The following is a 26,443-nucleotide window of genomic DNA, read 5'->3' on the forward strand; positions in this document are numbered from 1 at the left end:
CATTCCTGCGTACTGCTCCGTGGCCTGTGACAGCACCACTCTTCGACAGCCAGCCCCGTCGCCCATCCTGCGTCTGCTCCGGCTTGGAACCCCGCTGCCGAACCTCCCGATGCGCGCGCCCGCAGCCGACGCCTTCACCGAGGTGCTGCTCACTTCACTTCACTGCTGGGTACTGCACTTGCGGGTACTGCTCCCGCGCGAATCGCGGTCCCGCTGACGGCGGCCCCTGATCACTGCGGGCCACCCGGTGCGGTCGCCAGCCCCGTCGCCGTCCTGCAACAACCCTGGCTTCGAAACTCCGCCACCGCACCGTTCTTCGAACGGCAACTGCTGCACTGCTGCCCGGCAGTTCGTCTCTGCCGGGCCCTGCTGTCTCTCTGGGCTACGAGAGAAACCATAACCACAGCACCCCCCAATGTCTACTCTGGCGAACACAGATTTTCGTGCCCCATGCACAGAGACAGTCGGCGCCGACCACGTGACGGACACAGCCCCCTCTTCACTCGTCGGCGGCGGTGAGCCGGGCACGGTGGGCCCGGACCTTGTGGCGGTTGCCGCAGCGCTCCATCGAGCACCAGCGCCGCCTGCCGGGGCGGGAGGTGTCGACGAACAGCAGGCGGCAGCCGTGCGCGCCGCACGTGCGGATCCGGTGGGCGAACGCCCCGGTGAACAGCTCGACCGCATCGCGAGCGACGGTGGACAGCAGCCCGGCTCCGGTACCCCCGGGTGCCCACTCCCGGTCACCGCCCGCGGTCAACCGGGCCACCAGGGGCGGGTGCGCCGCCGCGTCGTTGAGGGTGGCGAGGTCGTCCGGGCCGGGCGGAGCCCCCTCCACGTGGCCCTCCGCCAGCCGCCACAACGCATCCCGCAGCTCACGCGCGTCCGCCACCTCCCCCGCACTCACGACCAGCGCGGGACCCGGACCTGAACCGCGCCCACCGCGCGCACCCGAACCGGGCCCGCCGCCCGGGCCGAGCCCGTCCGGCAGCCGACTCTCCTCCGCCCAGCGCACCAGGTCGGCCGGCTCGTGCAGCACCTCGAAGTACGCCAAGGGGCCCGGGCCCCCGGTCGGCAGCAGCTCCAGACACAGCGCGCCCGGATCGAACCGGAACGAACTGCCGTCCGGATGCCGCAGCAACAGCCCGGAGGGCTCCTGTCGCCCCGGCCGGTCGGCCCGCTGGGGTCGCTCCGGCGTGTCCGTTGCCTTTTCGCTCATGTAACCACTATAAACGGTTTCCATGACACAGACACTGTCCTGGAAGCTCGTGATCGACAGCGCCGACCCGCACGCACAGGCCGGATTCTGGGCGGCGGCCCTGGGCTATCTCGTCGAGGACAACAGCCCGCTGGTCGAGCAGCTGCTCGCGGCCGGAGCCGTACCGGAGGCCATCACGACCCACGCCCACGGCCGCCGCGCCTGGCTCGACCTCGCGGCGGCCCGGCATCCGGACGACCCGTACGACGAGGTCAGCGGTACGGGGCAGGGGCGGCGGCTGCTGTTCCAGCGGGTTCCGGAGCCGAAGACGGTGAAGAACCGCCTCCACATCGATGTGCACTCCGCACCGGGGCAGCGCGACGCGCAGCAGGAGCGGCTGGTGGGGCTGGGTGCGCGGGTGCTGCGCACGTACGACGAGCAGGGCGGGAGCTGGGTCCTCATGGCGGACCCCGAGGACAACGAGTTCTGCCTCAGCTGACGCTCCGGGGGTGTACCGAGTGCTCGTCAGCCCTGGGCGCACATGCGGCAGACACCCCGGCGGCGCAGGTAGTACAGGTAGGTGGCGGCGCCCAGGGCAACACCCCAGACCGCCCACAGGATCGCGGGACCGGTCTCCCCCCACGAGGTCAGCTCGAACCCACGCACCGCCATCAGGCCGCCCGGGATGAGCACGACCGCGACGAATCCGGCCGGTACGACGGCGGTCGCCGGGTGGATCGTCCGCCCCTTCTTCCACCACACCCAGCGCGGCCACACCTCGCCCCACCTGGCGATCAGCCCGTGCATCAGCAGGCTGCCCAGGGTCGACACCACGCCCAGCGCGAGCCCGATCTCCAGCATGTGGGGCGTGTCCTGCATCTCCTTGAGGAACTCGTCGGTGATGCCGAGCGGCCAGCCGAAGTACCAGGCGATGCGGGTGATGTCGTACGGGAGGGTCGAGAGCACGGCCAGCCAGACCGCCCGCCGCCCCCAGGTGCGCAGCCTGACGGCGTCGGTCCAGCGGCCGGGCGCGTGCGGGGCCCGGCCGCAGTACACGCACTGCCCGTTGGTGCGCCGCTGGTACGCGAGCGTCGCGGCGACCCACAGCAGCCCGCCGATGAAGACGATCATCAGGTTCCCGCGGTGCCAGTACATGATGTCGCCCATGTCCTGCGGCCCCGGCACCCCGGTGAAGACGAACACGAGCAGCGCCGGCGAGAACGCCAGCAGGCCCAGCAGCGAGTAGTCGGGTATCAGGAGCGTCAGGGCGACGCCGGCCACCCACCCGTAGGCGAGCAGGGCCTTGCGGACCCGGCCGGTCCCGAGGTTCTTCAGCATCAGGACGCCGGCGACCACCCCGAGGGCGCAGAACAGGGCCAGCACCGGGGCGACGGCCTCGGCCCGGCTCGGCTCCAGGATCGATCCGGAGGACCGGTCCTCGTGGACCCGCTCGAAGGGGTAACCGTCCCCGCCGAGCGCCCAGTACAGCGACGCCGCCCCGTAGAGCGCCGACCATACGATCGCCAGGTATACGGACCGGTCCGGCCAGCCGGACCACCAGCGCCGGTGGCGGTCCACGGCGGCCGGCGGCGAGGTCGCCCCACCGGGCGGCGTTTCGGTGACGGTGTTCGGCATGGTGGCCCCCTGGTCCCCGCTCGCACGCGGAGCGGCGTCTGTTGTCGGAAACCAAGGCTTCCGTGCGGGGCGGCCCCGCACATCTGCCGATCGGCAGAGATGTCTGCGACGAACCCGGTCGGAGCAACCTCCCCCACGGTAGATGCGTCATACAGGAAGACGACGTACGGCCGAGGGAGAGAACGACGCGATGGACGAACAGCTGGTCAGAGCGTTCAGGTGGGCTGCTCGCGGTGTGGGCAGCGCCCTGGACTACATCGGCCTGCGCACCGGCGTCGGCACGCTGACCGGCGGTCTGCGGAACGCCGTCGGCCGCAAGCGGCGCTAGGCAGCGTCGTTGTGCCCCGGATCGGACCGGGACGGCCCCACACACGATTCCCGAGCGGGCTGACCAGGTGAGCAACCGGGCCCGGCGGGGCCTCCGCGGCAGCCGACCTCGACCTCGACTGTGAGGGCTACAAGCACCGCAACGTCGTGGAACGTGCTTCAACCGCCCAGTCCTACGAAGCGGCCGTCACCCCCGTATCACTCCTGATGTGGGCGTGGAGGCCGACGAACCAACTCAGCCCTCGTCCTCCTCCATACTCTCGTACCCGGAGCGGATCAACGCGGAGAAGCTGGAGTACTTCGTCGGGTTGCCGTACTTCGGTGCGAACTCGTAGGCGGCCCACTCACCGTCCGGCCCGACGTCGGTCGGATCGAGCAGCCAGAAGTCCTCTCCCCGGGCGATCTCGATGGACCGGCGAAACAACTGAACATCGTCCTCGTTGCCGGGTATCGAGTCGTAGGTGTCGGTCACGCGTCCGCCGGCCTCGCTGTCCCGCATCCACACGACGGAACCACAGGAATGGACACCGTCCACCCAGGCATCCAGGTGCGTCCATCCGTCGCTAGCCAGGAAGAATCCCCGCAGGCTCGGTGGGAACCGCACTCCGAGCCGCTCCTCGGATGCCACCAGAGCTTCCTCCCGAGCAGGGGCTTCACCCAACCACAGCTCGACCCGCTCCCCTTGATCCAGAGCCTCCAGCTGGTCGTCGTCCAGCAGATCGACCAACTCGTCATCGTCGGCACGGACCTTCACGTACAGCTCGCCGTATCGCTTTAGAAAGACACGCCACTCCTCCGGCGTGGCCAGAACACCGGCAACTTCATTCTCTTCAGGCGCAGTTGTCTCACTCATGCCGCTCATGGTGACAGGCGGCTATGACAATGCCGACGGCTGCCGAACGTACCGCGTGCGAGGGCAGCTCGTAGTTGCCGCCTCCGATGCGGACGTGGCATGTGCCGACACTGCCCAGGCCTCCTAGGCCTGGGCTCCCAGCTCGCCGCCCCCGTCGCGGTCGCGCCGCACCTCTTCCCGGATCCGCTCCGCCATCAGATCGGCGAGCGGATCCGTCACGTCCCAGGAGTGCGCGGCCGGGTGCCGGTCGTACAGCACGCAGGCGTCGCCGTCCTCGACGGACAGCCGGTGGATGACGGCCGGGCACGGCAGCAGTTCCTTGAAGCGGAACTTCCGGCGTCCGTCGGCCTCGCTCCAGAACATCCACAGGTCCCGCCCGGCCCGGGCCGAGGCCGACCAGAGCTGGGCCGCGTGCTCGGTCCCGTCGTCGTGCTCGCCGAGTTCGCAGAGCAGGAACTCGTCCAGGTCCGGCGCTTCCGACGCCTGGCCGGGCCCGTCCGCCAGACCCATGAGCGCGACCCGCGCGCCCATCTCGGGGAGTTCGCTGAAGGCGGTGCACTGCAGCATGACGCTCATCCTTGCCGGTGAGAAGGGGGAGAAGTACGGTCGGCGGCGGCCAGGGGGCGCATGACGAGCCCGTACCAGGACGCGGCGTCCCGGGCGACGAACTCGTACGGCAGCCCCGCCGCGAGCCGCGTCAGCGCGTAGTCGTGCTCGCGGAAACTGCTGGCCCAGGACCGGAGTTCGGCCGGTGCGTCGCGCCGGCCCCCCACGGGGACCGGGTACAGCGCACGGGCCGGAACCCAGGGGTCGTACGGGTCCGGGTCGAGCGCGTCCGCGAAGCGCTGGGCCTGCCGGCGCAGCCAGCGGAGGGCCAGCCGTCGGGTCGGCGCGAGGATCCCGCCGAGCCGGACGGACCGCGCCGCGTCGCCGCCGTGGCTCTCGGCGACGTACCAACGCACATGCGCCGGGGCCGCGTTCACAGCACCTCACCCCGGCTGCGGGCGTTGAGCCGTGCGGTCCTGGCCCGGAGCTGCTCCATGAGGAGCGCGGGCCGCACCCGGTGCGGATCGGCCTCCCACTCGGCCCCGCCGCCCACGGGCCGCAGCGACCAGTAGGGACCGGCGACCCCACGGAACTCGCCCACACGGTCACCGCGACCGGTGTCCACCATGAGCGTGCCGGGGGCCGGGAGGCCGGGAGGCTGCTGCGCGTTCGGGCAAACGTTCTCGCCGTACACCTGTCGCTCCTCTCTGTAGTCGTTTGACTACCGGGGCGATTCAGCGTGGCCTACGGTCGTGATGTCTTCAACTTACGCAAATTGGCAGGCAAGTTAGGTGTCGCATGGTGAACCGCAAGGAACTGGATCCCGAGCGGTCGGCGAGTGCCGCGTTCGGAGCGCTCCTCCGCAGCTTGCGGGACGAGCGCGGCTGGACGCAGGACGAACTGGCCGCACGCATGGGGTGCTCCGGGGCGCATATCTCGGCCGTGGAAACTGGACGACGATCTCCAACTGGCCCCTTCGCGGCAAGAGCTGACAGGGCACTGAGCACGGGTGACCGGCTGCAGCGCCAGAGCCGGGCCGTGCGGCACACGGCACTGCTGGAGGGGTTTCCGGAGTACGTCACGCACGAGGAGCGCGCGGCGGAGATCCGGCTGTACGAAGTCGGAGTCATCCCGGGACTGCTTCAGACACCGGAGTACGCGGCCACACTGGAAGCCGATGCCGTACGCAGGGAAGCGATCACTCAGGAACAGGCGGACGAGCGGGTGGCGTTGGTGGCGCAGCGGCAGGCCGCACTCGTGCGCTCCCCGACCCCCTTGTTGTTCGCGGTCCTGGACGAGGGATGCCTTCTCCGGCCGATGGGCGGTCCGGCGGTCATGGCAGCTCAATTCGACCGGCTGCTGGCCTTCGCCGAGCAGCCGAACACCGTATTCCAGGTCGCCCCCTTCCAGATGGGGGAGCGCCGACCGTTCAGCCTGCCGCTCTACATCCTGACCATGCCCGACCGCTCACTGATGTCGTGCGCCGAGTCCGCCCAGCACGTGTACCTGGAGCGCAACAACACACTCGTCCTCCCCTTGTTGACGGCCTACCATCAACTACAGGCAGAGGCGCTGTCGCAAGCAGCTTCAGTAGCCATGATCAGAAGGTTGCGAAAGGGCATCCAGTGACGACCGAAACCCCCCGTTGGTTCACGTCCTCGTACAGCGGCAACGGCGGCGCGTGCGTCGAGGTCGCCACCAACCTCGCCGCCCCGCACGGCATCGTCCCCGTCCGCGACTCCAAGAACGTCAGCGGCCCCGCCCTGGCCGTCCCCGCCGCCGCGTTCACCGCCTTCGTGGCCGGTGTCCGGGCCGGGGACTTCGGCACCGCCTGAGCACTCGGAGCCGTACCGCGAGGCCCCACCGCACACACGCGGTGGGGCCTCGCGTCGTTCAGTCCGACGTCGGCGGGCCAACCGGTGCTGTCCACCTCGCCCTTGACAGCCCCACCCCTCGCAGCATGCAATATATTGCATGCCAGTTCCGCAGAACCGAGGTCTCGTCTCCCGGTCGCTCCTGCGCGAGAGCGCCTACCGGGCCATCCGTGACGCCATCGTCGACGGCACGCTCGCGCCCGGTGAACGCCTCAACGACGTCGACCTGGTCGCCTGGCTCGGGGTCAGCCGTACGCCGGTGCGCGAGGCGCTGGCGCGGCTGGAGCAGGCGGGGCTGGTGCAGACGAAGCCGGGCCGGTACACCATCGTGAGCCCGCTCGACGTCCGTGCCGTGCGGGCCGCGCAGTCGGTCACCTCCGCCATGCACGAACTCGCCGTACGGGAAGCGGTTCCGCAGCTGGGCGCGGTCGAGCTCGATGCCATGCGCGAGGCGAACGCCCGTTTCGCCGAGGCCTTGCGGCGCAACGACGCCGAGGCGGCGCTGGAGGCGGACGACGCCTTCCACCGTGTCGCCGTGACCGCCTGCGCCAACGCGGCCGTCGCCACCGTCCTCGACCAGTTCACGCCCGTGCTGCGACGCCTGGAGCGGCTGCGCTTCTCCTCGCTGAGCGGGCGCGGGTCGGTCGCGCAGCACGACCGGATCATCGCGCTGTGCGCGGCCGGGGACGTCGAGGGAGCGGTGGCCGCCACCCGGGCGAACTGGCAGACGCTGCTGCCGTTGCTCGACGCCTCCCCCTGACCGCCCTCCGCCGCGCGACCCGCCGCAGGGCCGCCACGCCGGACCCATCCACACCCACGCCCACGAGGAGCCCGCGATGTCCCTGGACGACTTCGAGCGTTATCCCCTGCTGTTCGGCCCCAGCCCGGTGCACCCGCTGGACCGGCTCAGCGACCACCTCGGCGGTGCGCGCATCTGGGCCAAGCGCGAGGACTGCAACGCCGGTCTCGCCTACGGCGGCAACAAGACCCGCAAGCTGGAGTACCTGCTCCCCGACGCCCTCCGGCAGGGCGCGGACACCCTCGTCAGCATCGGCGGCGTGCAGTCCAACCACACGCGGCAGGTGGCGGCCGTCGCCGCCCGCGCCGGTCTGAAGGCGGTCCTGATCCAGGAGAGCTGGGTGGACTGGCCCGACGCGGTCAACGACAAGGTCGGCAACATCCTGCTGTCCCGCATCATGGGCGCCGACGTGCGGCTGGTGCAGGCGGGGTTCGGCATCGGCGTCAAGGACAGCTGGCGCCAGGCGCTGGACGACGTACGGGCTGCGGGCGGCACCCCGTACGCGATTCCGGCGGGCGGCTCGGACCATCCGCTCGGCGGCCTCGGCTTCGCGAACTGGGCGCGCGAAGTGCAGCGGCAGGAAAAGGAGTTGGGGGTCTTCTTCGACACCGTCGTGGTGTGCAGCGTCACCGGCAGCACCCAGGCCGGCATGATCGCCGGGTTCGCGGGCCAGGACCGGCCGCGGCGGATCCTGGGCATCGACGCGTCGGCGAAGCTCACCGAGACCCGCGCCCAGGTGGCGAGGATCGCCCGTAACACCGCCGAACTCATCGGGCTCGGCCGAGAGTTGAAGGACGACGAGATCACCGTCCTGGAAGGCTGGGCCGGAGACCTCTACGGCGTACCCGTGGCGTCCACGGTGGACGCCATCAAGCTCACCGGCCGGCTCGAAGGCATGATCATCGACCCGGTCTACGAGGGCAAGTCCATGGCCGGGCTGATCGATCTGGTGCGCGGCGGCGAGATCCCCGAGGGGTCCAACGTCCTGTACGCGCACCTCGGCGGCCAGCCCGCGCTCAACGCCTACAGCGGCATCTTCCACTGACGCCCCCGCGGCTCCCCGCCGGCCCGGGACCCGGCGGGGCTCCGGCCCGGGGCGCTTAGCCGATCCGCCCCTGGCGCGCAAGCGGCCGTTCGGGCCCTTCTAGGCTGGGGCCATGCCCACGCCCCCCGCATACGCCTCCGGCATCACCCCCGCATACGCGCTCGTCGCCACGGACCTGGACGGCACCCTGCTGCGTCCGGACGACACCGTGAGCGCCCGGTCCCGCGCCGCGCTCGCCCTCGCCGCCTCTGCCGGCGCCCGGCACCTGGTCGTCACCGGGCGGCCCGTGCCCGGGATACGGGCACTGCTCGCCGACCTGGCGTACACCGGGCTCGTCGTCTGCGGGCAGGGCACCCAGCTGTACGAGGCCGGGGCGGGCGGCGGGCGGCTGTTGCGGTCCGTCGCCCTGGACCGCGAGGCGGCCGACACCGCGCTCGGGAAGATCGAGGCGGAGGTCGGGGCCGTGTTCGCCGCCGTGGACCAGGACGGCGTGGACGGGGCGACCCTGATCGAGGCCGGGTACCGGATGCCGAACCCGACGCTTCCCGCCCAACGCGTCGACACGCGTGCCGCGTTGTGGGAGCGGCCCGTGATCAAGGTGCTGGTGCGCCACCCCGATCTGGGCGACGACGCGCTGGCCGCCGCCGCGCGCGGGGCCGTGGGCGATCTGGCGACGGTGACCATGGCGGGGCCGGGCACGGTGGAGCTGGCCCCGCGCGGGGTGGACAAGGGTACGGGTCTCGCGGTGGCCGCCGAGCTGCTGGGGATCGGGGCGGAGCGGATCGTCGCGTTCGGGGACATGCCCAACGACCTGCCGATGTTCGCCGGTTCGGGCCACCGGGTGGCCATGGGCAACGCACATCCGGAGCTGCGCGCGGCGGCCGACGAGGTGGCCCTGTCGAACGCGGAGGACGGGGTCGCGGTGGTCCTGGAGCGCCTGTTCGGCCCGGCCGACGCCCGGCAGCCGGGCGCGGAGGTCACGCCGGGACCCTAGCTTGGTCTAGACCAAGCGCGGTACGCTTCCGTCGCTACCCGTGACAGCCCCACCGCCACGGCGTGGCTGCTTGACATGCGCATGCCTGCCCCGTCTTCGCGCGGGCGGGCACGGACCCCCACAGAGGAGTTGTCATGAAAAGCAAGAGGCTCTTAGCCGTCGCCATCGGCGCGGGAATCGCCCCGCTCCTGGCCGTCAGCCTGCCGGCCGGCAGCGCGAGCGCGCACGGCTACATCTCATCACCCCCCAGCCGACAGGCCCAGTGCGCCGCCGGAACGGTCTCCTGCGGCGCCATCAAGTACGAGCCGCAGAGCGTCGAGGGCCCCAAGGGGCTCAGCAGTTGCAGCGGCGGGAACGCCGGCTTCGCCGAGCTCAACAACGACAGCAAGGGCTGGAAGGTCACCCCGGTCGGCCGGACGACCAGCTTCAACTGGCGGCTGACGGCACGGCACGCCACCAGCACCTGGCAGTACTACGCGGGCGGCCGGAAGATCGCCGAGTTCAACGACGGTGGCGCCCGGCCCGGCGAGACCGTCACCCACCAGGTCAGCTTCGGCAGCCTGTCCGGCAAGCAGAAGGTGCTGGCCGTGTGGAACATCGCCGACACCGCCAACGCGTTCTACGCCTGCGTGGACGTGAACGTGAGCTGACGCGGACCGCGTTGCACATGAGCTGACGCGGAACCGCGTGAACGTGAGCTGACGCGGCACCGCACCCGCCCGGCCCCGCCGGGACGAACAGAGCCTGTCCGGGGTACCGGAGCGCGCCGGTCGCGGTCGCGAGGACGCCGCCCTCGCGACCGCGGTCGCCGGTACCCCGGGCAGGCCCCCCGCCGACCGGCCGGCCCACCGGCCGACCCATCGAGATGAGGTCCCATGAACCGACACCGACTCACCGCCCGCGCGGCCGTCGTGGCCCTGCTCGCCACCGGTCTCGCCGCTTCCCCGGCACTCGCCGCCCCCACCGGAACCGGCACCAGCACCGGGGCGAAGGCCCGCGTCGGCGCCGACTGGGCGAAGCAGTCGATCACCTTCACCGCCGGCGCGGGACAGGTGAACGACCTGCACGTGGTGCCCATGGACCGGGGCGACGGAGTCCGGCGGATCGGCTTCCGGGACTCGGTCCCCCTCCAGCCCGGCGACCACTGCACGTACCTCACCCCCGGGGACGAGACCTACGTCGTCTGCGAACTGCCCACCGACAGCTCCCGGCCGGACCGGATCGACGTCTTCCTCGGCGACGGCGACGACGAGATCGCCACCAGCGACCCCGGGGTCGCCACCGTCAGCGGCGGCCCCGGCGACGACATGCTGCACGCCCACACCGCGCACACGGTGCGGGGCGACGCGGGGAACGACATGGTCATGGGGCGCGTGGTCCTGGACGGTGGCGACGGCATGGACCACCTGATGGCCGTCGACGGCGACCAGCTGCTGTGGGGCGGCCGGGGCGACGACATGATCGAGGCGTACGAGGGCGATGACGTCGTGTACGCGGGCCCCGGCGACGACCACATCATGGGCGGGGACGGCGACGACATCCTGTTCGGCGGCTCCGGCGACGACATGGTGCACGGCGAGGGCGGCGACGACCTGGTCGTCGGCGGCCCCGGGAAGGACACCGTCGACGGCGGTGCGGGCCGGAACATCGTTCTCCGGTAGGCGCGACGCCGGGGGCCGGGGCTCCGGGCTCGGAGCCCCGGGGGCCCTCAGCCCTGGGGCGGGTTGAGCTTGCGGAAGTAGGTCCAGCTGGTCTCGTTGGGCTCGCTCCACTTCTCCGGGGCGTGGGCGAACTCCGGGTGGTGGGCGGCGATGTAGGCGCGGGTGCGCTCGGGGACCTCGGCGTACGTGCCGAGCTTGCGGCCCCGGCAGTGGAAGGTGAGGCCGCCGGGCCGCTGCCCCCGGGCCATCCACGGGAGCCACGGGGACATCCGGCTCCACGACATGGTGGCCGGGACGCTGGGCGCCGGGCCCGCCAGATCGGCGCGGTCGGCGAAGAACTGGAAGAGCTCCAGGGCCTTGTACGTGTCCCCCGCCGAGTGCACCGGGTACTGGGCCACCGGCAGCGGCGACGGGTAGGCGAGCGGGATCTCCAGGCTGAAGCAGACCTGGTCCCCGAGGTCGGTCGTCGGGATCGGGAAGGGACGCCACTTCTGGTTCGCCGGGTCGTTCCAGACGTGCACCACCGGCAGGTCCTGCCAGGTCTCCAGGATCTCGCGGCTGTCGGGATCCAGATAGAACGCGGCCTCGCGGGTGAGCAGTCGGTACGCGTCCGGCCCGGCCTCCGCGTCCGGGACCAGGCGGGAGACGTTGAGTCCCTCGAAACCGAAGATCCGCCGGTAGGGCTCATCGGGGGCCCAGGAGTACACGTCGCCGGACCACCAGTACGTGACCTCCTCGCCGTCGAGGGAGGCACGGGTACGGGCGAAGGAGCGAAGCAGCTCCGCGGGTGTCGTCATACGGACCACTCTGCGCGATCGGCCCGGCCTCCGTGCCCGTCCGGGCGGGAATCATCCCGGCGGGGGCGGGAACGGCCCGGAATCGCCGCTACCGCTCGCCGCCCGCCCCGTTCCGCTCGTCCTCCGGCAGATCCTGCTCGGTCCACAGCACCTTCCCGTCGGGCCCGTGGCGGGCTCCCCAGTGGGAGGCGAGCCGGGAGACGATGAACAGCCCCCGGCCGCCCTCGTCGACGGTCCGGGCGTGCCGCAGGTGCGGGGAGGCCGGGGAGCCGTCGTGGACCTCGCAGGTGAGCGTGGAGTCCAGCAGGAGGCGCAGCCGCAGCGGCGGGGTGCCGTAGCGGACGGCGTTGGTGACCAGCTCGCTGACGATCAGCTCCGTCGCCTCGACGGTGTCCTCGCCCAGACCCCAGCCCTGGAGCCGGTCGCGTACGAGCACCCGGGCGGTGGCGGGCGTCGTGGGGTCCTGGGCCAGGTCCCAGGTGGCGACCAGATGGTCGGAGACCGTACCCGTACGGGCCAGGAGCAGGGCCGCACCGGCGGAGCGGGTGTCGTCCGGCAACGCGTACACGATGTCGTCGCCCAGTTGCTGAAGGCTTCGGCCCGGCCGGGCGAGGGTCTCCGTGATGCGTTCGGCGGCACGGTCGCCGGAGAGCAGTTCGGCGGTGCAGAACGCGAGGAGGCTGCCCACCTCCAGCGTGACGGTGGCGGGGGCGAAGAGTGCGCTGTCGGTGGAGAAGAGTCCGGGCCCCTCCGGTACGTCGAGGGCGACCGCCCGCCCGTCGGGGCCGACGATCAGCGGCGCGGGGTGCCCGGCGCGCGCGACGGTGCAGGTGCGGGTGAACGGGTCGTAGACCCCGTACACGCAGCCCGCGCTCATGGGTTCGCTCTGGAGCGCGTCGGCCGGGGGCAGCGCGGCGCGTTCGTCGGCGAGGCGGTCGGCGGTGTCCTTGAGCCGGGCCAGGACCTCCTCCGGCTCCAGGTCGAGGCCCGCCAGCGCCTGGATGACCGTACGCAACTGGCCCATGGCGATGGCCGACTGGAGCCCCTCGCCCGCTACGCCGCCCACGACGAGCGCGGTGCGGGCGCCGGACAGGGCGATGGTGTCGAACCAGCAGCCGCTGTCCCGGCCGGGCAGCAGCACGTGCGCGGTGTCGACGGCGGCCTGCTGCCGTTCGGCCTGCGGCAGCAGCCGCCGCTGGACCGTCGAGGCGATGATGTGCTCGCGCTCGTAGCGGCGGGCGTTGTCGATGCCGAGGGCCGCCCGGGTGGCCGCCGAGACGGCCAGCGAGACGTCGTCCTCGTCGAAGGGCTCGGCCGCCCCGCAACGGTAGAGGCTGACCAGCCCGAGGACCGCGCCCCGCAGGGTGAGGGGCACGACGATCAGGGAGTGCGCCCCGGTCTCCGCGACGGCGCGCGCCCCGTCGGGGTCGGTGGCCGGCCACGGGTTGTCGGGCCCGAGCGGGACGAGCCGGGCCCGCAGATCGGTGGTGGCGAGCGCGTACGGCGTACGGGCGGCGAGTCGGCGGGTGACCCCCGAGCGCTCCCGGGCACCGCCCTCCCCCGCGCCCTCCGCCGTGTCCCGGAAGGCGTCGCACCGGCCGCTCGCGGCGCGGCGCAGCGGCGTGCCCGGCGGCAGCGGGCCCACCGGCGGGTCGGCTCCGCGCAGGACGTCGTCCACCACCTCGACGACGGCGAGGTCGGCGAATCCGGGCACCAGGGCGTCGGCGAAGGAGCGGCAGGTGGCGGCGACGTCGAGGGAGCCGCCGACCGCGTCCCGCACGGCGCCGAGCGCGGCGTTCCGGGCGCGGGCCCGTTGCCGCTCGGTGACGTCGACGACCGCGACCAGCAGGCCGAGGGCGGGTGCTCCGGGGCCGCCGGGGCCGTCGAGGCGGTAGACGGAGACCAGGAACTCCCGGTCGCCGGGGATGCGGCGCAGCCGGCCGCGCACGAGGTGGTCGCGCGCCGGGCCCTCACCGGCGAGCACCCGCTTCATGAGCTGCTCGGTGCCGTCCGGGTCGTCGAGCCGGAAGGCCTCGGTGAACCGGTGGCCGATGTACTCCCCGACATCCTCGCCCTCGACGAGCGAGTTGGCCCGTACGAGCCGGAGCTGCGGGTCGAGCACGCCCAGGCCGACGGCGGACTGGGTGAACAGGGTCGCCAGCAGGGCCTCGTCCAGCTGGTCCGGCCCGCCCCGGGGTGCTCCGGGCCCTGCCGTGGTCTCGGCGTCCGACACGGCTCCACCCACCCTCCGCTCCGGCGCACCGGTGCACCGGAGCCGGCACGCGCCGGACCAGCATCACCCGCCGCACCGGGCCCGGCCACCGGTGGACGGCAGAGGCGTGAACGGCGGAAGACAGGGGCGGCAGAGGCGGGGGCGGCAGAAGCGAGGCGAGGGCGGAAGCGGGAACGGCGGAGGCAGCAACGGCGAGCCCGGCACGGCGAAGGCAGCGACGGCGAGCTCGGCACGGCGGCCGGTCCGGCGGGCCCCTGCGGCATACTGACCGCCGGACCACAGGGGGGCGTTCAGCGCATGAAGCACGGGGCGGACGGCGGCAGGCTGCCGGAGCGGATCGGCGGGTACGCCGTGGAGCGGGAGCTGGGCGCCGGCGGGATGGGCACCGTCTATCTGGCGCGTTCCCGCGGAGGGCGGGCGGTGGCCGTGAAGGTGGCCCGCCCGGAGCTCGCGGGCGACCCGCACTTCCGGGAGCGGTTCCGCGCCGAGGTCGCCGCCGCCCGCAGCGTGGGCGGCTTCCACACGGCCCCCGTGGTGGACGCGGACCCGGCGGCGGCAGCGCCCTGGCTGGCCACGGCGTACATTCCCGGGCCCACCCTGTCCGCGCTCCTGGAGGCCGAGGGGCCGATGGACGAGGACCGGCTGCGGCGGCTGGGCGCGGCGCTCGCCGAGGCGCTGGCGGCAATCCACGGCTGCGGCCTGGTGCACCGCGACCTGAAGCCCGGCAACATCATCATGGCTCCGGACGGCCCGCGGGTCCTGGACTTCGGCATCGCGCGGGCACTGGAATCGACCCGTCTTACGGCCACCGGCACGGCCTTCGGCACCCCGGGGTTCCTGGCGCCGGAGCAGGCCCAGGGGCAGGAGGTCGACGGCGCCGCCGACGTGTTCGCGCTGGGCGCGGTGCTCGTCGCGGCGGCGGGCGGCAGCGCGTTCGGGGCGGGGACGCCGATGGGCATGATGTACCGGTCGGTGCACGAGGCACCGGACCTGGCCGCGGTGCCGGAGGGGCTGCGGCCGGTCCTCGCGGCGTGCCTGGCCAAGAACCCGGCGGAGCGGCCCACGCCGACGGGCCTGCTGGACCTGTTCGTACCGGACGCCGTGCAACACTCCCCGGCCGCGGCGTATGCCCCCACCGCGCCGGTGCTTCCGCCGCCGCCGTCGTACGCCCCGTCCAACGCCTTCCTGCCGCATGGAGCCCCCACCGTCCTCGCGGGCGGCGCACCGGACGACGGCGACCTCACGTTCATGGCGGTCGGCCCGGGAGGTTCCCTCCTGATCGACGCCGGGGGCGTCACGCTGGGCCCGGAGGGCGCGGAGGCACACTACTCCTGGGCCGAGATCAGCACCGTGACTTATGCGGCCGAGGGCCCCAAGCACCTCAGGGTCGTCGTGCACCCGCACCGCGGTACGGCCCACCCGTGCCTCCTCGCCGCCCGGAGGCGGGGCCGCCTCCAGGAGTGGCTGGAGGACCTGCCGCTGATCCTGGAGTGCTTCGCGTAGGGACCGGTCCTCCTCGGCCGGTCCTCCTCGGTCAGTTCTCCTCCTCCGGTTCCGGTGACCGGCCGGGGGCTGCGTGGTGGATGTTCAACTCCCCCCTCATGACGGTGTAGGACGTGCCGTGGTCCCGGACCGTGGTCCTCTGGGTCGCTCCGGCGTCGGCGCCCGCGTCAGCAGCGGCTTCGGCAGCGGCTTCGGGCCCGGCTTCGGCGGGTGCATGGACCTCGACCTGATTGCCGTGGCCCGCCACGACCGTGCCCGAGACGTCACCACCGATGCTGATCGAGTACTGGTCGCCGGTGGAGGGCGGCATGGAGTTCTCCCTTCGGTTCGGCCGGTGCGGCCTGCTTCCTTCGATCGGCCCGTGCGGCGGGCAGCCGTCGTCGTACGTCAGGCCTGGCGAGCCCACGTCTGGGATCCGCAGTTCCGGCACTCCCAGCTTCCGTTGGAGGGCGCCGTCACCTCGACGGAGGCGCTGGAGCCGTCGGAGGAGACGTCGATCGACAACCGTGCGTCCCCGAAGGTCTTTCCACAGGTCGACTCGTCCCACACCGGCATCGTGCCGCTGTACTGGCCGGATCCGCCCGTGACCTTCACGGTGCTGGTGGCACCACAGGTCCCCTGACTCTTGAACTCGTACGCCCCGTCACCCGACCTGACGATCAGGAAAACGTTCCCCCGCCCGTCTCGCCAGACCCCCGCGAGTTCGTCGGAGGCCGCCGAGGGCGAGGACGAGGACAGGTCCGACGTGGAGGTGGATGAGGTGTGCGTCGGATCGCCCGACGACAGTTGCTGATAGACGACCACCCCGATGACGAGGGCGGCGACGGCGCCGAGAACGACCGCGACCACGCTCGCCCAGAGTGCGGCGGTCGTGGTGGCCGCCACCGCCCCGCCCGCGACCGCTCCCCCCGTTCCCGCAGCGCCCGCGGTTCCCGCCGCTCCTCCCGTTCCCGCCGTACCCGCCGTACCCGCCGTGCCCGCCGTGCCGGAGGAGTGGGCGGCGACGTGCGACGTGGGATCCGCCGCGCTCCAGGGGTCCGCTCCCTGCCCCGCTCCGAAGTCCGCCCCGGGATGCGTGGCCGCGTTCGGGGCCGTCGCCGTTGCGGGGTCGGCTGCGGATGCGCCTTGGTCGGCCCACCCCCAGCCGTGGTCGGACCCCGGTGCATTGGCCGGGTCGTATCCGGCGGCCCCACCCGGGTCGTGCCCGAACCCCGCATCCGGATCGTGCCTGAACCCCGTACCCGGGTCGTACCCGGGATCCGCACCGGTGCCGGGACCCGTCGTCACCGGGTCCGGCGTCGTCGTACCCGGCCCGGGGCCCGTCATCGAGCCCGGGTCCCAGCCGGGGTCCGCGCCGGGGTCCGGGCCCGGGGCCCCGCCCGGGTCCGCACCGGTGCCGGGGCCCGTCATCGGGCCCGGGTCCCCGCCAAGGTCCCCGCCGGGGTCCGCGCCGGGGTCCGGGCTCTCGCCCAGCGGCGGGGTCTCCGGCGTGGGCGGGGTGTACTGCTGGGCGTTGAGCGCGGCGTCGACGCCCTCGTTGTCGCCCAGTTGTCGCCACAGCACCACCGCCTCGGCCAGGAGCACCGCGGCCACCACACGCCGGCCGATCATCAGGCACCTGATGGCCTTCTCGTGGGTGAAGTAGGCGTGGGCCGTCGTGTCGCCGGCCTGCCGCGCGGCGTTCTGGCCCTGGTCGAGCAGCCGCCCCCACACGCCGAACCGCAGGGACTCCGCGAGGAAGGGCGAGACGGCCCGCGCGACGCGGACGGCGAGGTCGGGCCTGCCGCGCCGCTCCGCCATCTCGGCCACCACTTCCAACGCGCGCCCGTGGTCGGCGACCTGGGCCGGCGTGGTCGTCGCGAGCGTGGCCCAGCGGGCGAAGTGGTCGCACAGCCGGTCGACGGCAACGGGCTCCGCGAACCGGCGCCGTACCTCCGGCAGCACGTCGGCGACGCTCCGGTACCCGCGTTCGGTGACCGTCACCAGGCCGAGGCCGGCCAGCCGGCCGCACACCGCCGCCGGATCGGGCACGTCGCACAGGACTCCGACGTGCTCCGGATCCACCTCAGCGTCACGCAGGGTCGCGAGCAGGTGAAGGGTCTTCAAGGACGCCGTGTCGAGGCGGTCGAACAGCAGGGGCAGCAGCCCGTCGATCTCGGCCGCCCGGGGCAGCCTGATCTCTCCCGACGTGTCCAGCCGGGCCAGTCCGGCGGCGCGCAGCAGCAACAGGGGGCGGCCCAGCGCCACCTCGCACAGCTCCACGGCCACGGCGTACTGGGCCTCGGGCATGCCGTGCCGCAACTCCCGCTCCAGCAGCCCGAGTCCGGCCGCGCGGCCCAGCCCCCGAAGCTCCAGGTCCGCGCTCTCCCCGAGCAGGGAGCGTTCCCGGCTCGCGAAGACGAACGTCGCGTCGGGCGCGGCGTCCGCGAGCAGCCGCAGCCGCTCGGGCGTCAGCTCCGCGTCGTCGACGTACACCGTGACCTCGATCCCGGTCATAAGCCGGCGCAGTTCCGGTCCGGTCGGCGCGTAGCCCGGGGCCTCGTAACAGGCCTCGAAGATCTCCTGGGCGAGGTCCTCGGGTTCACGATGCGCCCCGTTGAGGAACAGCACCCCGTCGGGGCCCGGTTCGAGGGAGCGGGCCGCGTGCCGCAGCAGGGTGCTCTTGCCCACGCCGGGCGGCCCCCACAGCTGCACCACTCCGTGGCCGCGCAGGGCGTTCTCCAGCTCTTCGAGGTCCGCCTCGCGGCCCACCGGTTCGCGCTGTCTGCGAGGGACGAGCGCGACCCTTTCCCGGCGCACCGGCCTGGGGCGTTCCTGGGGCGGGAGCAGGTTCACGGTCGAACCGTGGGCGTCGATCACCACGTTGTGGTTGCCCGCGATCACCGTTCCCGACGCGTCCCCGGCTATGTCGATGCGGTGGTCGCCGCCCATCGGCGCGCCGTCCTCATCGGGGTCGGGGCCGTGCGGTTCCCGCACGAAGCCGTCCGTCTCTGCCATGGCCCACCACTCTTCCCGCTCATGGAGTGCGACTGCGCCGAACCGGTGCCCGGAGAGTCGTCACCATGGCCGCAGCTACTCCGAAATGCCGGAGTCTGCGCCGCAGTTGAGCTTGGGATCGCGCAACTTCCCCTGACTCCAGGTGGCGAGGTTAGCGAGAGGCCCGGCGCACGAAACCGTCGTACGACTGTTTCTGCCAACTTGCTCCACACTCGGCCGGGCGCGTTCCGGCACGGGCGGTTCCGGTACCCCCGGCGGGCTCAGGGCTGTTCGCGGAAGGCCAGATCGCTCAGGCGGTCGAGATCCTCCACCCGTACGGTGCGGTAGCCGGTGGAGATCACTCCCGCCTGGCGGAACCTGCGCAGCACCTTCTGCACGGTGGGTTCCGCCGTGCCGGACAGGGTCGCGAGCTCCGGCTGGGTGATCGGCCAGCGGATCACCGCCCCCGCGCCGGACCGCTCGCCGTGGGTCATCACGATCTGGTGCAGCACCCGGGCGAGCCGGGTGGCGGCGTCGCAGCCGGTGAAGTCGACGCGATGGGTGTTGGCGGCCCGGAGTTTCGCGACCACGGCGGCGTTCACCGCGTGGGCGATGCCGGGATCGTCGCGGGTGCAGGCGAGGAACTCCTCCCGGCTGACGGCCCGTGCGACCACGTCCCCGCAGGTCGTGACGGTGGCCGAGCGGGGGCCTCCGTCCGCGGCGGCGAACTCGCCCACCAGGTCCCCGCCCATGCGGACGGCCAGCAGCGCGTCCCGGCCGTCGGGGGCGCGCCCGGTCGCCTTGACCACGCCGTGCAGGAGGACGAGGACGAACGCCGTCCGCTCCCCCTCACGCATCAGTACGTGATCGGCTTCGTACCGCCGGACCGCGCCCAGCGCGAGGAGGCGCCCCCGGGCCGGTGCCGCGAGGGAGCCGAGCAGGCTCGACCCGGGCCAGGTCCCCTCGCCCGCGGCCGGCCGGCCGGGCGCCCTCCGGCGCGGTGCTGTGCCGTCCATGCGTCCCTCGCCTCCCGGTCCCCGGCGTTTCGGTCGCCGTCGTCGGCCGCTCCTCCGCCTCGCCTGGCCGATCCAGTATTACGACGGGATCCACCGGGTTCAATCGGGTGCACAGTGGAACGCACAGTGGAACCACTGACGGGACAGGACACAGCACGACAGGGCACGGCCAGGAGGGCTGTATGGAAGAAGTGCGGGAGTACCGGGCCTTGTTCGCGGTGGACATCGTGGGCTCGTCGGGGCGCGGCGACGTGGCGCTCGGACAGATCCGACAGGTTCTGTCGGCCGCACTCCACGCATCGTTCACGCGCGGTGGCATCGACTGGGACGACTGCCTGCGCCACGATCTCGGCGACGGCATGCGGGTCGTGGCCCCGGCCGGGACGCCGGAGACGAGCCTGATCCATCCGCTGGTCCATGAGCTGACGGCACGTCTGCGGGCGCACAACCTGCTGGCCGGGAAGCCCACGCGGATCCGCCTCCGGATGGCCCTCCATGCCGGGTCGGTGCAGGTCGGCCGGGACGGCACGGTCAGCGGCCGGCCGCTGGAGGTCCTCGCCCGGCTGCTCGACGCCGAGCCGGTCCGCGCCGCCCTGGCGCAGGACCCGGAGGCGACGACCGCGCTCCTGGTGTCGGAGCACTTCCACGAGACGGCGGTGTGCGAGGGGCGGCCGGGCATCGAACCGGCCGCGTTCCGTCGGGTCGACGTGCGGGAGAAGGAGTTCGCCGCCTCCGCCTGGCTGCACGTGCCCGCGTACGGCGGCGGACCGCAGGCCACCGGTCCCGCCCCGGACCGTACGTCTTCCGCCCCGGACCGTACGGCCTCCGACGTGGACGCACCGGCCGGGAACACGAAGGTGATCAGCAAGGCCTCGGGGCACGGAGTCATCTACGCGCTGGGGAACGGCACGATGAACATCGGCGGGAAGCAGTGAGGGGGACCACGTGAGCGACGAACTGACCCTGCTCGCCGAGGCGGGCGCCGCGGCCGTGGTGGCGGCGATGGCCACGGACCTGTGGCAGGGCACCAGGGACGGCGTCCTCGGCCTCTTCCGCCGGGATGCCCCGGACAGCGCGGCCCCGGTCGGCGCCCGACTGGACGAGGGGGCGGCACTGGTGCGGTCGTCGGCGGCCCCCGACGACGTCCGGCGGGCCCTGGCCGGGATCTGGTCCCGGGAACTGCACGAGCTGCTGCGCCGGGCCCCGGCCTGCCGGGTGCCGCTGGCCCGGCTGGCGGCCGAGGTCGACGGCGCGTTCGCGAGCGGCCGTGCCGCCGTCGTCCTGGAGCAGAACAACACCGCCCGCGATTCCGGCACGGTCTTCGCCGTCCAGCACGGGGACATCCACACGACGCGCGGGGCGGGCGGCGCCACCCGGCGGGATCCGGACGACGGGCCTCAGTAGCCCGGCGCGCGCAGCGAGCGCAGCACGTGGTCCACCAGGGTGGCGATCGTCTCCTCGTCCTGGACGGGCTTGCGCAGCACATGGCGGTAGTAGACCGGTCCGTACAGCATCTCCACGGCCAGCGGGAGGTCCGCGCCGGGCGGGATCTGGCCCTGTTCCTGGGCGCCGCGCAGTCGGCCGATCGCTTCCTCGACGCGCGGGTCGACCAGTTCCTCCCGCAGTTGCTGGGCCAGGAGGTCGTCGTGGTGCAGCTCGGAGAGGATGCCCGCGTAGGCGGGGCCGAACGGCGGGACCGAGAGCAGTTTCACCGCGCCGGCGACATGGGCGCGCAGGTCGGCGCCGATGTCGCCGGTGTCCACGAACGGGGTGGCGTCGATCAGGGCGTCCGTGAACGCCTCCAGCAGCACGGCGCCCTTCGACGGCCACCAGCGGTAGATCGTCTTCTTGCTGACCCCGGCGCCGGACGCGATGGCCTCTATCGTGACGTGCCCGTACCCCCGCTCCGTGCAGAGGTCGAGAGCGGACCGCAGGATCGCGCGGCGTGACCGTTCGCTGCGGCGCACACTGCTCGGCGATGTGATCATTCGGTGAGCATAGGGGGGTTTCAGCCATTCTCTTGTTGACAGCTCGTCGCCAAAGGCCGAACAATACCGAGGCGGAAACGGAACGTACCGTGTCGTGTCGTTCCCATCCGCACCGTTCGTGCCGTTCGTGCCGCGACGAGCCGATCGGGGGACGGCTCGCCCGGCCGACGGCGCGGACGGGCTCCTGCCGATCCGATCCAGCCAGCAGATGCCTTCTCCGCCGGTCGCGCCTCCCGGAACGCCGCCTCCGTGCGGCCTCTCCCGGACCGCCTCTCAGGCCGTGATGTCCTTGGCCGTGAAGCGCGCCCAGGCCGCCGAGCAGAACACCGTGACGTACAGGCCCTGCAGCTGGAAGTTCTTGATCAGGTCGTCCCAGTGGACGGGTTCGCGCAGGACGTCCGCGAAGGATATCCAGTAGTGCGAGAACAAGTACGGGTGCACGCCGCTCAGTTGCGGAATGCTGTCCAGGATCTGCACCGTGATCAGCAGCCCGACGGTGGCCGCCATCGCCCCGATCCCGCTGCCGGTCAGCGTCGAGACGAACAGCCCGAGCGCGGCGAACCCGGTCAGCGAGACCGCGACGACCAGCGCCGTCAGTGCCGCCCGCACCAGCCCCTCGCCGAAGCTGATCCGGGTCCCCGAGATCGTGGTGACCTCGCCCACCGGGAACAGCAGCGCACCCACCGCCAGCGCCGACGCCGCCACGACCAGGGTCGCGACCAGGCAGAAGGCGAGGACGGAGGCGTACTTCACGAGCAGCAGCCGGGTCCGGCCCGCCGGAGCGACCAGCAGGTAGCGCAAGGTGCCGCTGCTCGCCTCGCCCGCGACCGCGTCGCCCGCGACGACGCCGACGGCCATCGGCAGGAAGACCGGCAGCGTCGCGGCGAGGGCGGCGAAGACGAGGAAGAGGCCGTTGTTGGTGACCTGGGCGAGGAACGCCGGGCCCGCCCCGCCGTCCGGGCCGCCCGACCCGCCACCGCCGCCGCCCGTCTCGATCCGGACCGCGATCCCGATGAGTACGGGTACGGCGGCGAGCACGCCGAGCAGGGCGAAGGTCCGGTGGCGGCGGAGCATGGTGGTGATCTCGGACCGGAGGAGGCCCAGCGTCCACAGCGGATTGCGGGGGCGCGCCGGATCGTGCTGATCCACCGGCCCTCGGGTGTGCACCGTCCCGGCCTGCGGCGCCGTCTCAGCCTGCGACATCGAATCCCTCTCCCGTGAGTGCGACGAAGGCGTCCTCCAGCGATCCCCGCTCGACGCCGAAGAACCGCACGCGCACCCCGCCGGACACCAGCGCCGCGTTCAGGTCGGCGAGGTCCACGGCGGCGGGCGGGGCGTCGGCGGTCAGCCGGTCGCCGTCGGCGCTCAGGCCGGTGAGCCCTTGCTCCCGGAGGATCCGGGCGGCGTCACCGGGGTCGGGGGTGGTGACGGCGAGCCGGCCCCGGGCGCCCGCGGCGAGGTCGGCGACCGGGCCCTGGACGATCAGCCGGCCCCGGGCCATCACCGCGGCGTGCGTGCAGACCTGCTCGATCTCGTCCAGCAGATGGGAGGAGAGGAACACCGTGGTGCCCTCGGCGGCCAGCTCCCGGACCAGGGAACGGATCTCGCGCATGCCCTGCGGGTCGAGGCCGTTGGTCGGCTCGTCCAGGACCAGCAGCCGGCGCGGCCGGAGGAGGGCGGCTGCGAGCCCGAGGCGCTGCTTCATGCCGAGGGAGTACGCCTTGGCCTTCTTCCCGGACGCGGCGGCGAGCCCGACCCGTGCCAGGGCCTCGTCCACGCGGGCCCGGCGGGTGCGCGGGTCGGCGGTGGGGTCGGCACGGTCGTAGCGCAGGAGGTTGTCCCGGCCGTTCAGGAAGCCGTACAGCGCGGGCCCCTCGATCAGCGCGCCGACCTCCGGGAGCACCGTACGGGCGGCGCCCGGCATCGGGCGGCCGAGCACCTCGGCGGTGCCGGACGTCGGGTCGATGAGGCCCATGAGCATCCGGATCGTGGTGGTCTTGCCGGAGCCGTTGGGGCCGAGGAAGCCGAAGACGCTGCCGCCGGGCACGGTCAGGTCGAGGCCGTCCACGGCGAGCTGGCCGCCCCGGTAGCGCTTGGTCAGACCACGGGTGCGAATGACGACCGGACCGGTCTCCTCCGCACCCGCGGCGCCCGCCGTACCCGTCGCACGCGCGGCGTCCGCACCGCCCGACGCATGCGCAGAGCCCGACGCGCCCGGCGTACTCGCGGTGCCCGCACCGCCCGACGCGGCTCCGGCTCCCGCGCGCGCCGCGCACGCCCCGGCCGACCCGCCCGTCCCCGTCGTCGTCATCCCGGTCGCACCTCTCCCGTCCGCGCGGCTGGCAGCGCCCCTGCGGCGCTGCCGCCCCGCCGCACGGTGTGCGACGGGGCGGGTGTCCGGCGCCGGTCGCCCGGCACGGCGGGCGCCGGGTGTCCTACTTGGCGGCGGCGTCGGCGGCGCGGACCAGCGCGTCCTTCGTCACCGCTCCGACGTACACCGAGCCGTCGTCCGTCATCAGGGCGTTGACCAGGCGCGTCTTGAAGACCGTGCCCGAACCGAACTTCCCGGTGACCTTGTCGCCGAGCGCGTCGAGGAAGCCCTGCGCCTCGGCCGGCATCTCACCCGAGCCGGCCTTCGGGAGGCCCGTGCCGCCGGGGGTCCTGATCTCGGCGATCGAGGTCCAGCCCTCACCGATGACGTTGAAGCCCTCGAAGCCGTCCAGCTCGGCGAGCTGCCCGGGGAGCGCCTCCTGCACCGCGCCGCGCTCGTCCTTGCCGGTCTCCAGCTCGTCGGCCTCGGTCACCTTGGCGCCCTTGGGCGGCGTGAAGGCGAACGTGGACGCGGCGGGCCTGGAGAAGTCGACCTTGGTGAACCCGGCGTCGACCACGGCCTTGCCGCCGCTCGCCGCCGACAGGGTGAACTTCAGCGGTACGCCGGTCTCGGCGTCCACGGCGATGCGGACCGATCCAATGGTCGAACCGGACTGCTTCGGCTTGATCAGCAGCTGGTACGCGTCCCGCCCGGCGACCCGCGCCGTGCCGTCCACGGTGACCGAGGTGGTGTCCCCGGCCGCCGCGAGCGCCTGCTCGGCGAAGTCCTTCGGGGTGGCCGAAGCGCCCTTGCGGTCCTTCGGGGCCTTCTCCGCGAGCTCGCCGGCGTCCCGGCCCTCGGGAGCCTCGGCGTGGTAGACCTCGTCGGACTTGCTGTCGTACGCCCAGACCTCGCCCTGGTTGTGGATGAGGCTGTACTCGGACGCGTCCCCGAGGATGGAGAGCTTCTGCCGCTCCGGGCCGTCGGCGGCCACCCGCAGCGTGTGCGTGCCGGACGTCAGCTCCATGAGCTTGTCCTGCGGGGCCGCCGCGCCGGCGTCCTTGCCCTCGCCGTCCGGTACGAGCGAGCCCGCGATGCCGTCGAGGGGCAGGCCCAGGTCGGTGCTGATCTTGAACGTGCCGGAGAGCTGCTCCGCGTCGGAAGCGGCGATGTTCTCGATGAGCTGCTGGGCGCTGATCTTCGGCAGGTCCGGGTCGCCGGTGCTGGCGAGCGCCGGGACGAGCCCGATGGTCGCGGCCGCCACTCCCGCGACCGCGACGGGGACGATGTAGCGCGCCGCCTTCCGGCGGCCCACGACAGTGCTCGTGGCCTCGCCGGTGGTCTCTGCGCTGTCGTTCGGTGCCATGGTGTGCCCTACCTCCGTGGTCGGCGGCTTCCGTTGGTATCCATCTGACCAAATCGGACGGCCTGAAGCGTCAGACCGGGGGATCAACTCCGCCTACTGCTCCGGTATGACACCGGGGCGGGGCGTCCGGGCCATCCAGTAGGGGTAGGGGGCCCGGTGACGCCGCGTCAACCGCGGCGGGCGCGGGCTCAGCCGGCCCGGTGCACCACGGCGTCGCACAGCTCTTCCAGCGCGGCCTTCGCGTACCCCTCGGGCAGCGGTGCCAGCGTGGCGCGTGCCGCCTGGGCGTAGCGCACGGTGTCCTGGCGGGCCTGCTCCAGCGCCGGGTGGACGCGCAGCCGGCGCAGCACCTCCTCCAGGGCGTCGTCGTCACTGAGGTCGCCGTCGAGGAGTTCGACGAGCTCCAGGTCGTCGGGCTTGCCGTCGGCCGCCGCCAGGGCGCGCAGCCGCAGGACCGGGAGCGTCGGGATGCCCTCGCGCAGGTCGGTGCCGGGGGTCTTGCCGGACTCGTGGGAGTCGGAGGCGATGTCCAGGACGTCGTCGGCGAGCTGGAAGGCGATGCCGAGCCGCTCCCCGTACTGGGTGAGGACGTCCACGGTCCGCTCGTCGGCGCCGGACATCATCGCGCCGAAGCGGCCGGACACGGCGACCAGCGAGCCGGTCTTGCCGCTGAGGACGTCCAGGTAGTGGTCGACCGGGTCGCGTCCGTCGCGCGGGCCCGCGGTCTCCAGGATCTGGCCGGTGACGAGCCGCTCGAAGGCCTCCGCCTGGATGCGGACGGCCTCGGGGCCGAGGTCGGCCAGGATGTGGGAGGCGCGGGCGAAGAGGAAGTCGCCGGTGAGGACGGCGACGGAGTTGCCCCAGCGGGTGTTGGCGCTGGGCACCCCGCGCCGCACGTCGGCCTCGTCCATCACGTCGTCGTGGTACAGCGTGGCCAGGTGGGTCAGCTCGACGACGACGGCGGAGGGGACGACCCCCGGCGCGTCGGGATCACCGAACTGTGACGCGAGCATGACCAGCAACGGGCGGAACCGCTTGCCCCCCGCACGCACCAGGTGCTGGGCGGCCTCCGTGATGAAGGGCACATCGCTCTTGGTGGCTTCCAGCAGACCCGTCTCGACAGCTGCCAGGCCCAACTGGACATCGGTCTCAAGAGACTGGTCCCGCACGTGCAGTCCGAACGGCCCGACGACGGTCACGAGGGCATCTCCTGTCTGCTGACGATCACACGCAATGTCGATGTGTCGCTGTCTTCACTCAACTCAGCGTATCCGGTCCCCTTTGGATCACCGTGGGCGGCTTCCCGCCGCCGCCGGTATGTTCG

28 protein-coding genes are annotated in these 26,443 nt (G+C 72.8%); 12 read left to right on the top strand and 16 right to left on the bottom strand.

Features of this window, described 5'->3' with window-relative positions; translation table 11 throughout:
- Positions 1–499: 499 nt before the first annotated feature.
- Positions 500–1,216, bottom strand: coding sequence for a CGNR zinc finger domain-containing protein (locus IE272_RS20755; protein ID WP_373304183.1), 717 nt, complete (start codon positions 1,214–1,216; stop codon positions 500–502).
- Positions 1,217–1,238: 22 nt separating this feature from the next.
- Between IE272_RS20755 and IE272_RS20760 the strand changes: the two genes are divergently transcribed.
- Complete coding sequence (locus IE272_RS20760; protein WP_050361004.1) at positions 1,239–1,694, top strand: VOC family protein; 456 nt, start codon at positions 1,239–1,241, stop codon at positions 1,692–1,694.
- Between the two features lie 26 nt (positions 1,695–1,720).
- Here IE272_RS20760 and IE272_RS20765 read toward each other — a convergent pair whose 3' ends face one another.
- Positions 1,721–2,830 (bottom strand): NYN domain-containing protein, encoded by a 1,110-nt coding sequence (locus IE272_RS20765; protein ID WP_190007467.1) that lies wholly within the window; start codon positions 2,828–2,830, stop codon positions 1,721–1,723.
- 190 nt (positions 2,831–3,020) lie between these two features.
- On the opposite strand from IE272_RS20765, the gene IE272_RS20770 reads away from it, so the two are divergent.
- The gene (locus IE272_RS20770) at positions 3,021–3,158 is read left to right on the top strand and encodes a hypothetical protein (protein ID WP_007451679.1); all 138 of its coding nucleotides are present in this window, start codon (positions 3,021–3,023) and stop codon (positions 3,156–3,158) included.
- A gap of 234 nt (positions 3,159–3,392) precedes the next feature.
- Here IE272_RS20770 and IE272_RS20775 read toward each other — a convergent pair whose 3' ends face one another.
- From IE272_RS20775 to IE272_RS20790, 4 genes are all read right to left on the bottom strand, one after another.
- Complete coding sequence (locus IE272_RS20775; protein WP_190007469.1) at positions 3,393–4,019, bottom strand: SMI1/KNR4 family protein; 627 nt, start codon at positions 4,017–4,019, stop codon at positions 3,393–3,395.
- Positions 4,020–4,133: 114 nt separating this feature from the next.
- On the bottom strand, positions 4,134–4,577 hold the full coding sequence (locus IE272_RS20780; RefSeq protein ID WP_190007471.1) for a hypothetical protein: 444 nt from the start codon (positions 4,575–4,577) through the stop codon (positions 4,134–4,136).
- Positions 4,578–4,582: 5 nt separating this feature from the next.
- Positions 4,583–4,993, bottom strand: coding sequence for a hypothetical protein (locus tag IE272_RS20785; RefSeq protein WP_190007473.1), 411 nt, complete (start codon positions 4,991–4,993; stop codon positions 4,583–4,585).
- Positions 4,990–5,250 carry a hypothetical protein gene (locus tag IE272_RS20790; RefSeq protein ID WP_050361009.1) on the bottom strand — a complete coding sequence of 87 codons (261 nt, stop codon included), beginning with the start codon at positions 5,248–5,250 and terminating at the stop codon, positions 4,990–4,992. Before IE272_RS20790 ends, IE272_RS20785 begins: the two co-directional genes overlap by 4 nt.
- A gap of 104 nt (positions 5,251–5,354) precedes the next feature.
- Between IE272_RS20790 and IE272_RS20795 the strand changes: the two genes are divergently transcribed.
- The 7 genes from IE272_RS20795 (at position 5,355) to IE272_RS20825 (ending at position 10,929) form a co-directional block, all read left to right on the top strand.
- The gene (locus IE272_RS20795; RefSeq protein ID WP_190007475.1) at positions 5,355–6,185 is read left to right on the top strand and encodes a helix-turn-helix domain-containing protein; all 831 of its coding nucleotides are present in this window, start codon (positions 5,355–5,357) and stop codon (positions 6,183–6,185) included.
- Positions 6,182–6,391 carry a DUF397 domain-containing protein gene (locus IE272_RS20800; RefSeq protein WP_050361010.1) on the top strand — a complete coding sequence of 70 codons (210 nt, stop codon included), beginning with the start codon at positions 6,182–6,184 and terminating at the stop codon, positions 6,389–6,391. Before IE272_RS20795 ends, IE272_RS20800 begins: the two co-directional genes overlap by 4 nt.
- A 139-nt stretch (positions 6,392–6,530) precedes the next feature.
- Positions 6,531–7,190, top strand: a complete 660-nt coding sequence (locus tag IE272_RS20805; protein ID WP_050361011.1) for a GntR family transcriptional regulator — start codon at positions 6,531–6,533, stop codon at positions 7,188–7,190.
- 76 nt (positions 7,191–7,266) lie between these two features.
- Positions 7,267–8,274: a 1-aminocyclopropane-1-carboxylate deaminase gene (locus IE272_RS20810; RefSeq protein WP_050361012.1), complete on the top strand. Its 1,008-nt coding sequence runs from the start codon at positions 7,267–7,269 to the stop codon at positions 8,272–8,274.
- 112 nt (positions 8,275–8,386) lie between these two features.
- Positions 8,387–9,268, top strand: coding sequence for an HAD family hydrolase (locus IE272_RS20815; protein WP_190007477.1), 882 nt, complete (start codon positions 8,387–8,389; stop codon positions 9,266–9,268).
- 134 nt (positions 9,269–9,402) lie between these two features.
- Complete coding sequence (locus IE272_RS20820) at positions 9,403–9,918, top strand: lytic polysaccharide monooxygenase auxiliary activity family 9 protein (RefSeq protein WP_050361014.1); 516 nt, start codon at positions 9,403–9,405, stop codon at positions 9,916–9,918.
- Positions 9,919–10,143: 225 nt separating this feature from the next.
- The gene (locus IE272_RS20825; protein ID WP_050361015.1) at positions 10,144–10,929 is read left to right on the top strand and encodes a calcium-binding protein; all 786 of its coding nucleotides are present in this window, start codon (positions 10,144–10,146) and stop codon (positions 10,927–10,929) included.
- A gap of 47 nt (positions 10,930–10,976) precedes the next feature.
- On the opposite strand, the gene IE272_RS20830 is transcribed toward IE272_RS20825, so the two are convergent.
- Positions 10,977–11,726 carry a DUF1838 family protein gene (locus tag IE272_RS20830; protein ID WP_190007480.1) on the bottom strand — a complete coding sequence of 250 codons (750 nt, stop codon included), beginning with the start codon at positions 11,724–11,726 and terminating at the stop codon, positions 10,977–10,979.
- Between the two features lie 88 nt (positions 11,727–11,814).
- Positions 11,815–13,959 (bottom strand): SpoIIE family protein phosphatase, encoded by a 2,145-nt coding sequence (locus tag IE272_RS20835; protein ID WP_073957951.1) that lies wholly within the window; start codon positions 13,957–13,959, stop codon positions 11,815–11,817.
- Between the two features lie 297 nt (positions 13,960–14,256).
- Between IE272_RS20835 and IE272_RS20840 the strand changes: the two genes are divergently transcribed.
- Positions 14,257–15,462 carry a serine/threonine-protein kinase gene (locus IE272_RS20840; protein ID WP_056701266.1) on the top strand — a complete coding sequence of 402 codons (1,206 nt, stop codon included), beginning with the start codon at positions 14,257–14,259 and terminating at the stop codon, positions 15,460–15,462.
- Positions 15,463–15,493: 31 nt separating this feature from the next.
- Here IE272_RS20840 and IE272_RS20845 read toward each other — a convergent pair whose 3' ends face one another.
- The 3 genes from IE272_RS20845 to IE272_RS20855 all read right to left on the bottom strand — a co-directional run bounded on the left by IE272_RS20845 (position 15,494) and on the right by IE272_RS20855 (position 19,454).
- Entirely contained in the window at positions 15,494–15,772 is a 279-nt protein-coding gene (locus IE272_RS20845; RefSeq protein WP_057665206.1) for a hypothetical protein, read from the bottom strand.
- Positions 15,773–15,849: 77 nt separating this feature from the next.
- Positions 15,850–18,459: an ATP-binding protein gene (locus tag IE272_RS20850; protein WP_190007482.1), complete on the bottom strand. Its 2,610-nt coding sequence runs from the start codon at positions 18,457–18,459 to the stop codon at positions 15,850–15,852.
- Between the two features lie 260 nt (positions 18,460–18,719).
- Entirely contained in the window at positions 18,720–19,454 is a 735-nt protein-coding gene (locus IE272_RS20855; protein WP_073957953.1) for a Crp/Fnr family transcriptional regulator, read from the bottom strand.
- Positions 19,455–19,636: 182 nt separating this feature from the next.
- On the opposite strand from IE272_RS20855, the gene IE272_RS20860 reads away from it, so the two are divergent.
- Together IE272_RS20860 and IE272_RS20865 are read left to right on the top strand one after the other, a co-directional pair.
- Positions 19,637–20,389, top strand: coding sequence for a hypothetical protein (locus IE272_RS20860; RefSeq protein WP_073957954.1), 753 nt, complete (start codon positions 19,637–19,639; stop codon positions 20,387–20,389).
- Between the two features lie 10 nt (positions 20,390–20,399).
- Entirely contained in the window at positions 20,400–20,858 is a 459-nt protein-coding gene (locus IE272_RS20865; RefSeq protein ID WP_098891860.1) for a hypothetical protein, read from the top strand.
- Here IE272_RS20865 and IE272_RS20870 read toward each other — a convergent pair.
- The 5 genes from IE272_RS20870 to IE272_RS20890 form a co-directional block, all read right to left on the bottom strand.
- A complete protein-coding gene (locus IE272_RS20870; RefSeq protein ID WP_032791956.1) occupies positions 20,852–21,442 on the bottom strand; it encodes a TetR/AcrR family transcriptional regulator in 591 nt (196 codons plus the stop codon). The genes IE272_RS20865 and IE272_RS20870 overlap by 7 nt on opposite strands.
- 273 nt (positions 21,443–21,715) lie before the next feature.
- Positions 21,716–22,645, bottom strand: a complete 930-nt coding sequence (locus IE272_RS20875; RefSeq protein WP_190007484.1) for an ABC transporter permease — start codon at positions 22,643–22,645, stop codon at positions 21,716–21,718.
- Positions 22,632–23,753 (bottom strand): ABC transporter ATP-binding protein, encoded by a 1,122-nt coding sequence (locus tag IE272_RS20880; RefSeq protein ID WP_229897359.1) that lies wholly within the window; start codon positions 23,751–23,753, stop codon positions 22,632–22,634. Before IE272_RS20880 ends, IE272_RS20875 begins: the two co-directional genes overlap by 14 nt.
- Positions 23,754–23,877: 124 nt before the next feature.
- Positions 23,878–25,119 carry a LolA family protein gene (locus IE272_RS20885; RefSeq protein WP_056701278.1) on the bottom strand — a complete coding sequence of 414 codons (1,242 nt, stop codon included), beginning with the start codon at positions 25,117–25,119 and terminating at the stop codon, positions 23,878–23,880.
- Between the two features lie 188 nt (positions 25,120–25,307).
- Positions 25,308–26,318 carry a polyprenyl synthetase family protein gene (locus tag IE272_RS20890; RefSeq protein ID WP_050361027.1) on the bottom strand — a complete coding sequence of 337 codons (1,011 nt, stop codon included), beginning with the start codon at positions 26,316–26,318 and terminating at the stop codon, positions 25,308–25,310.
- Positions 26,319–26,443: the final 125 nt, after the last annotated feature.

It is taken from the genome of Streptomyces anulatus (genome assembly GCF_014650675.1).
GTDB lineage: Bacteria > Actinomycetota > Actinomycetes > Streptomycetales > Streptomycetaceae > Streptomyces > Streptomyces anulatus.

What these genes read in the sequence shown, in the direction of transcription:
- IE272_RS20780 (WP_190007471.1), bottom strand. Translation starts at nt 4,577, where the DNA reads ATGCTGCAGTGCACCGCCTTCAGCGAACTCCCCGAGATGGGCGCGCGG.
- IE272_RS20845 (WP_057665206.1), bottom strand. Translation starts at nt 15,772, where the DNA reads ATGCCGCCCTCCACCGGCGACCAGTACTCGATCAGCATCGGTGGTGAC.
- IE272_RS20825 (WP_050361015.1), top strand. Translation starts at nt 10,144, where the DNA reads ATGAACCGACACCGACTCACCGCCCGCGCGGCCGTCGTGGCCCTGCTC.
- IE272_RS20770 (WP_007451679.1), top strand. Translation starts at nt 3,021, where the DNA reads ATGGACGAACAGCTGGTCAGAGCGTTCAGGTGGGCTGCTCGCGGTGTG.
- IE272_RS20870 (WP_032791956.1), bottom strand. Translation starts at nt 21,442, where the DNA reads ATGATCACATCGCCGAGCAGTGTGCGCCGCAGCGAACGGTCACGCCGC.
- IE272_RS20755 (WP_373304183.1), bottom strand. Translation starts at nt 1,216, where the DNA reads ATGAGCGAAAAGGCAACGGACACGCCGGAGCGACCCCAGCGGGCCGAC.
- IE272_RS20795 (WP_190007475.1), top strand. Translation starts at nt 5,355, where the DNA reads ATGGTGAACCGCAAGGAACTGGATCCCGAGCGGTCGGCGAGTGCCGCG.
- IE272_RS20830 (WP_190007480.1), bottom strand. Translation starts at nt 11,726, where the DNA reads ATGACGACACCCGCGGAGCTGCTTCGCTCCTTCGCCCGTACCCGTGCC.
- IE272_RS20880 (WP_229897359.1), bottom strand. Translation starts at nt 23,753, where the DNA reads ATGACGACGACGGGGACGGGCGGGTCGGCCGGGGCGTGCGCGGCGCGC.
- IE272_RS20775 (WP_190007469.1), bottom strand. Translation starts at nt 4,019, where the DNA reads ATGAGCGGCATGAGTGAGACAACTGCGCCTGAAGAGAATGAAGTTGCC.
- IE272_RS20885 (WP_056701278.1), bottom strand. Translation starts at nt 25,119, where the DNA reads ATGGCACCGAACGACAGCGCAGAGACCACCGGCGAGGCCACGAGCACT.
- IE272_RS20850 (WP_190007482.1), bottom strand. Translation starts at nt 18,459, where the DNA reads ATGGCAGAGACGGACGGCTTCGTGCGGGAACCGCACGGCCCCGACCCC.
- IE272_RS20760 (WP_050361004.1), top strand. Translation starts at nt 1,239, where the DNA reads ATGACACAGACACTGTCCTGGAAGCTCGTGATCGACAGCGCCGACCCG.
- IE272_RS20875 (WP_190007484.1), bottom strand. Translation starts at nt 22,645, where the DNA reads ATGTCGCAGGCTGAGACGGCGCCGCAGGCCGGGACGGTGCACACCCGA.
- IE272_RS20820 (WP_050361014.1), top strand. Translation starts at nt 9,403, where the DNA reads ATGAAAAGCAAGAGGCTCTTAGCCGTCGCCATCGGCGCGGGAATCGCC.
- IE272_RS20810 (WP_050361012.1), top strand. Translation starts at nt 7,267, where the DNA reads ATGTCCCTGGACGACTTCGAGCGTTATCCCCTGCTGTTCGGCCCCAGC.
- IE272_RS20855 (WP_073957953.1), bottom strand. Translation starts at nt 19,454, where the DNA reads ATGGACGGCACAGCACCGCGCCGGAGGGCGCCCGGCCGGCCGGCCGCG.
- IE272_RS20815 (WP_190007477.1), top strand. Translation starts at nt 8,387, where the DNA reads ATGCCCACGCCCCCCGCATACGCCTCCGGCATCACCCCCGCATACGCG.
- IE272_RS20840 (WP_056701266.1), top strand. Translation starts at nt 14,257, where the DNA reads ATGAAGCACGGGGCGGACGGCGGCAGGCTGCCGGAGCGGATCGGCGGG.
- IE272_RS20805 (WP_050361011.1), top strand. Translation starts at nt 6,531, where the DNA reads ATGCCAGTTCCGCAGAACCGAGGTCTCGTCTCCCGGTCGCTCCTGCGC.
- IE272_RS20860 (WP_073957954.1), top strand. Translation starts at nt 19,637, where the DNA reads ATGGAAGAAGTGCGGGAGTACCGGGCCTTGTTCGCGGTGGACATCGTG.
- IE272_RS20765 (WP_190007467.1), bottom strand. Translation starts at nt 2,830, where the DNA reads ATGCCGAACACCGTCACCGAAACGCCGCCCGGTGGGGCGACCTCGCCG.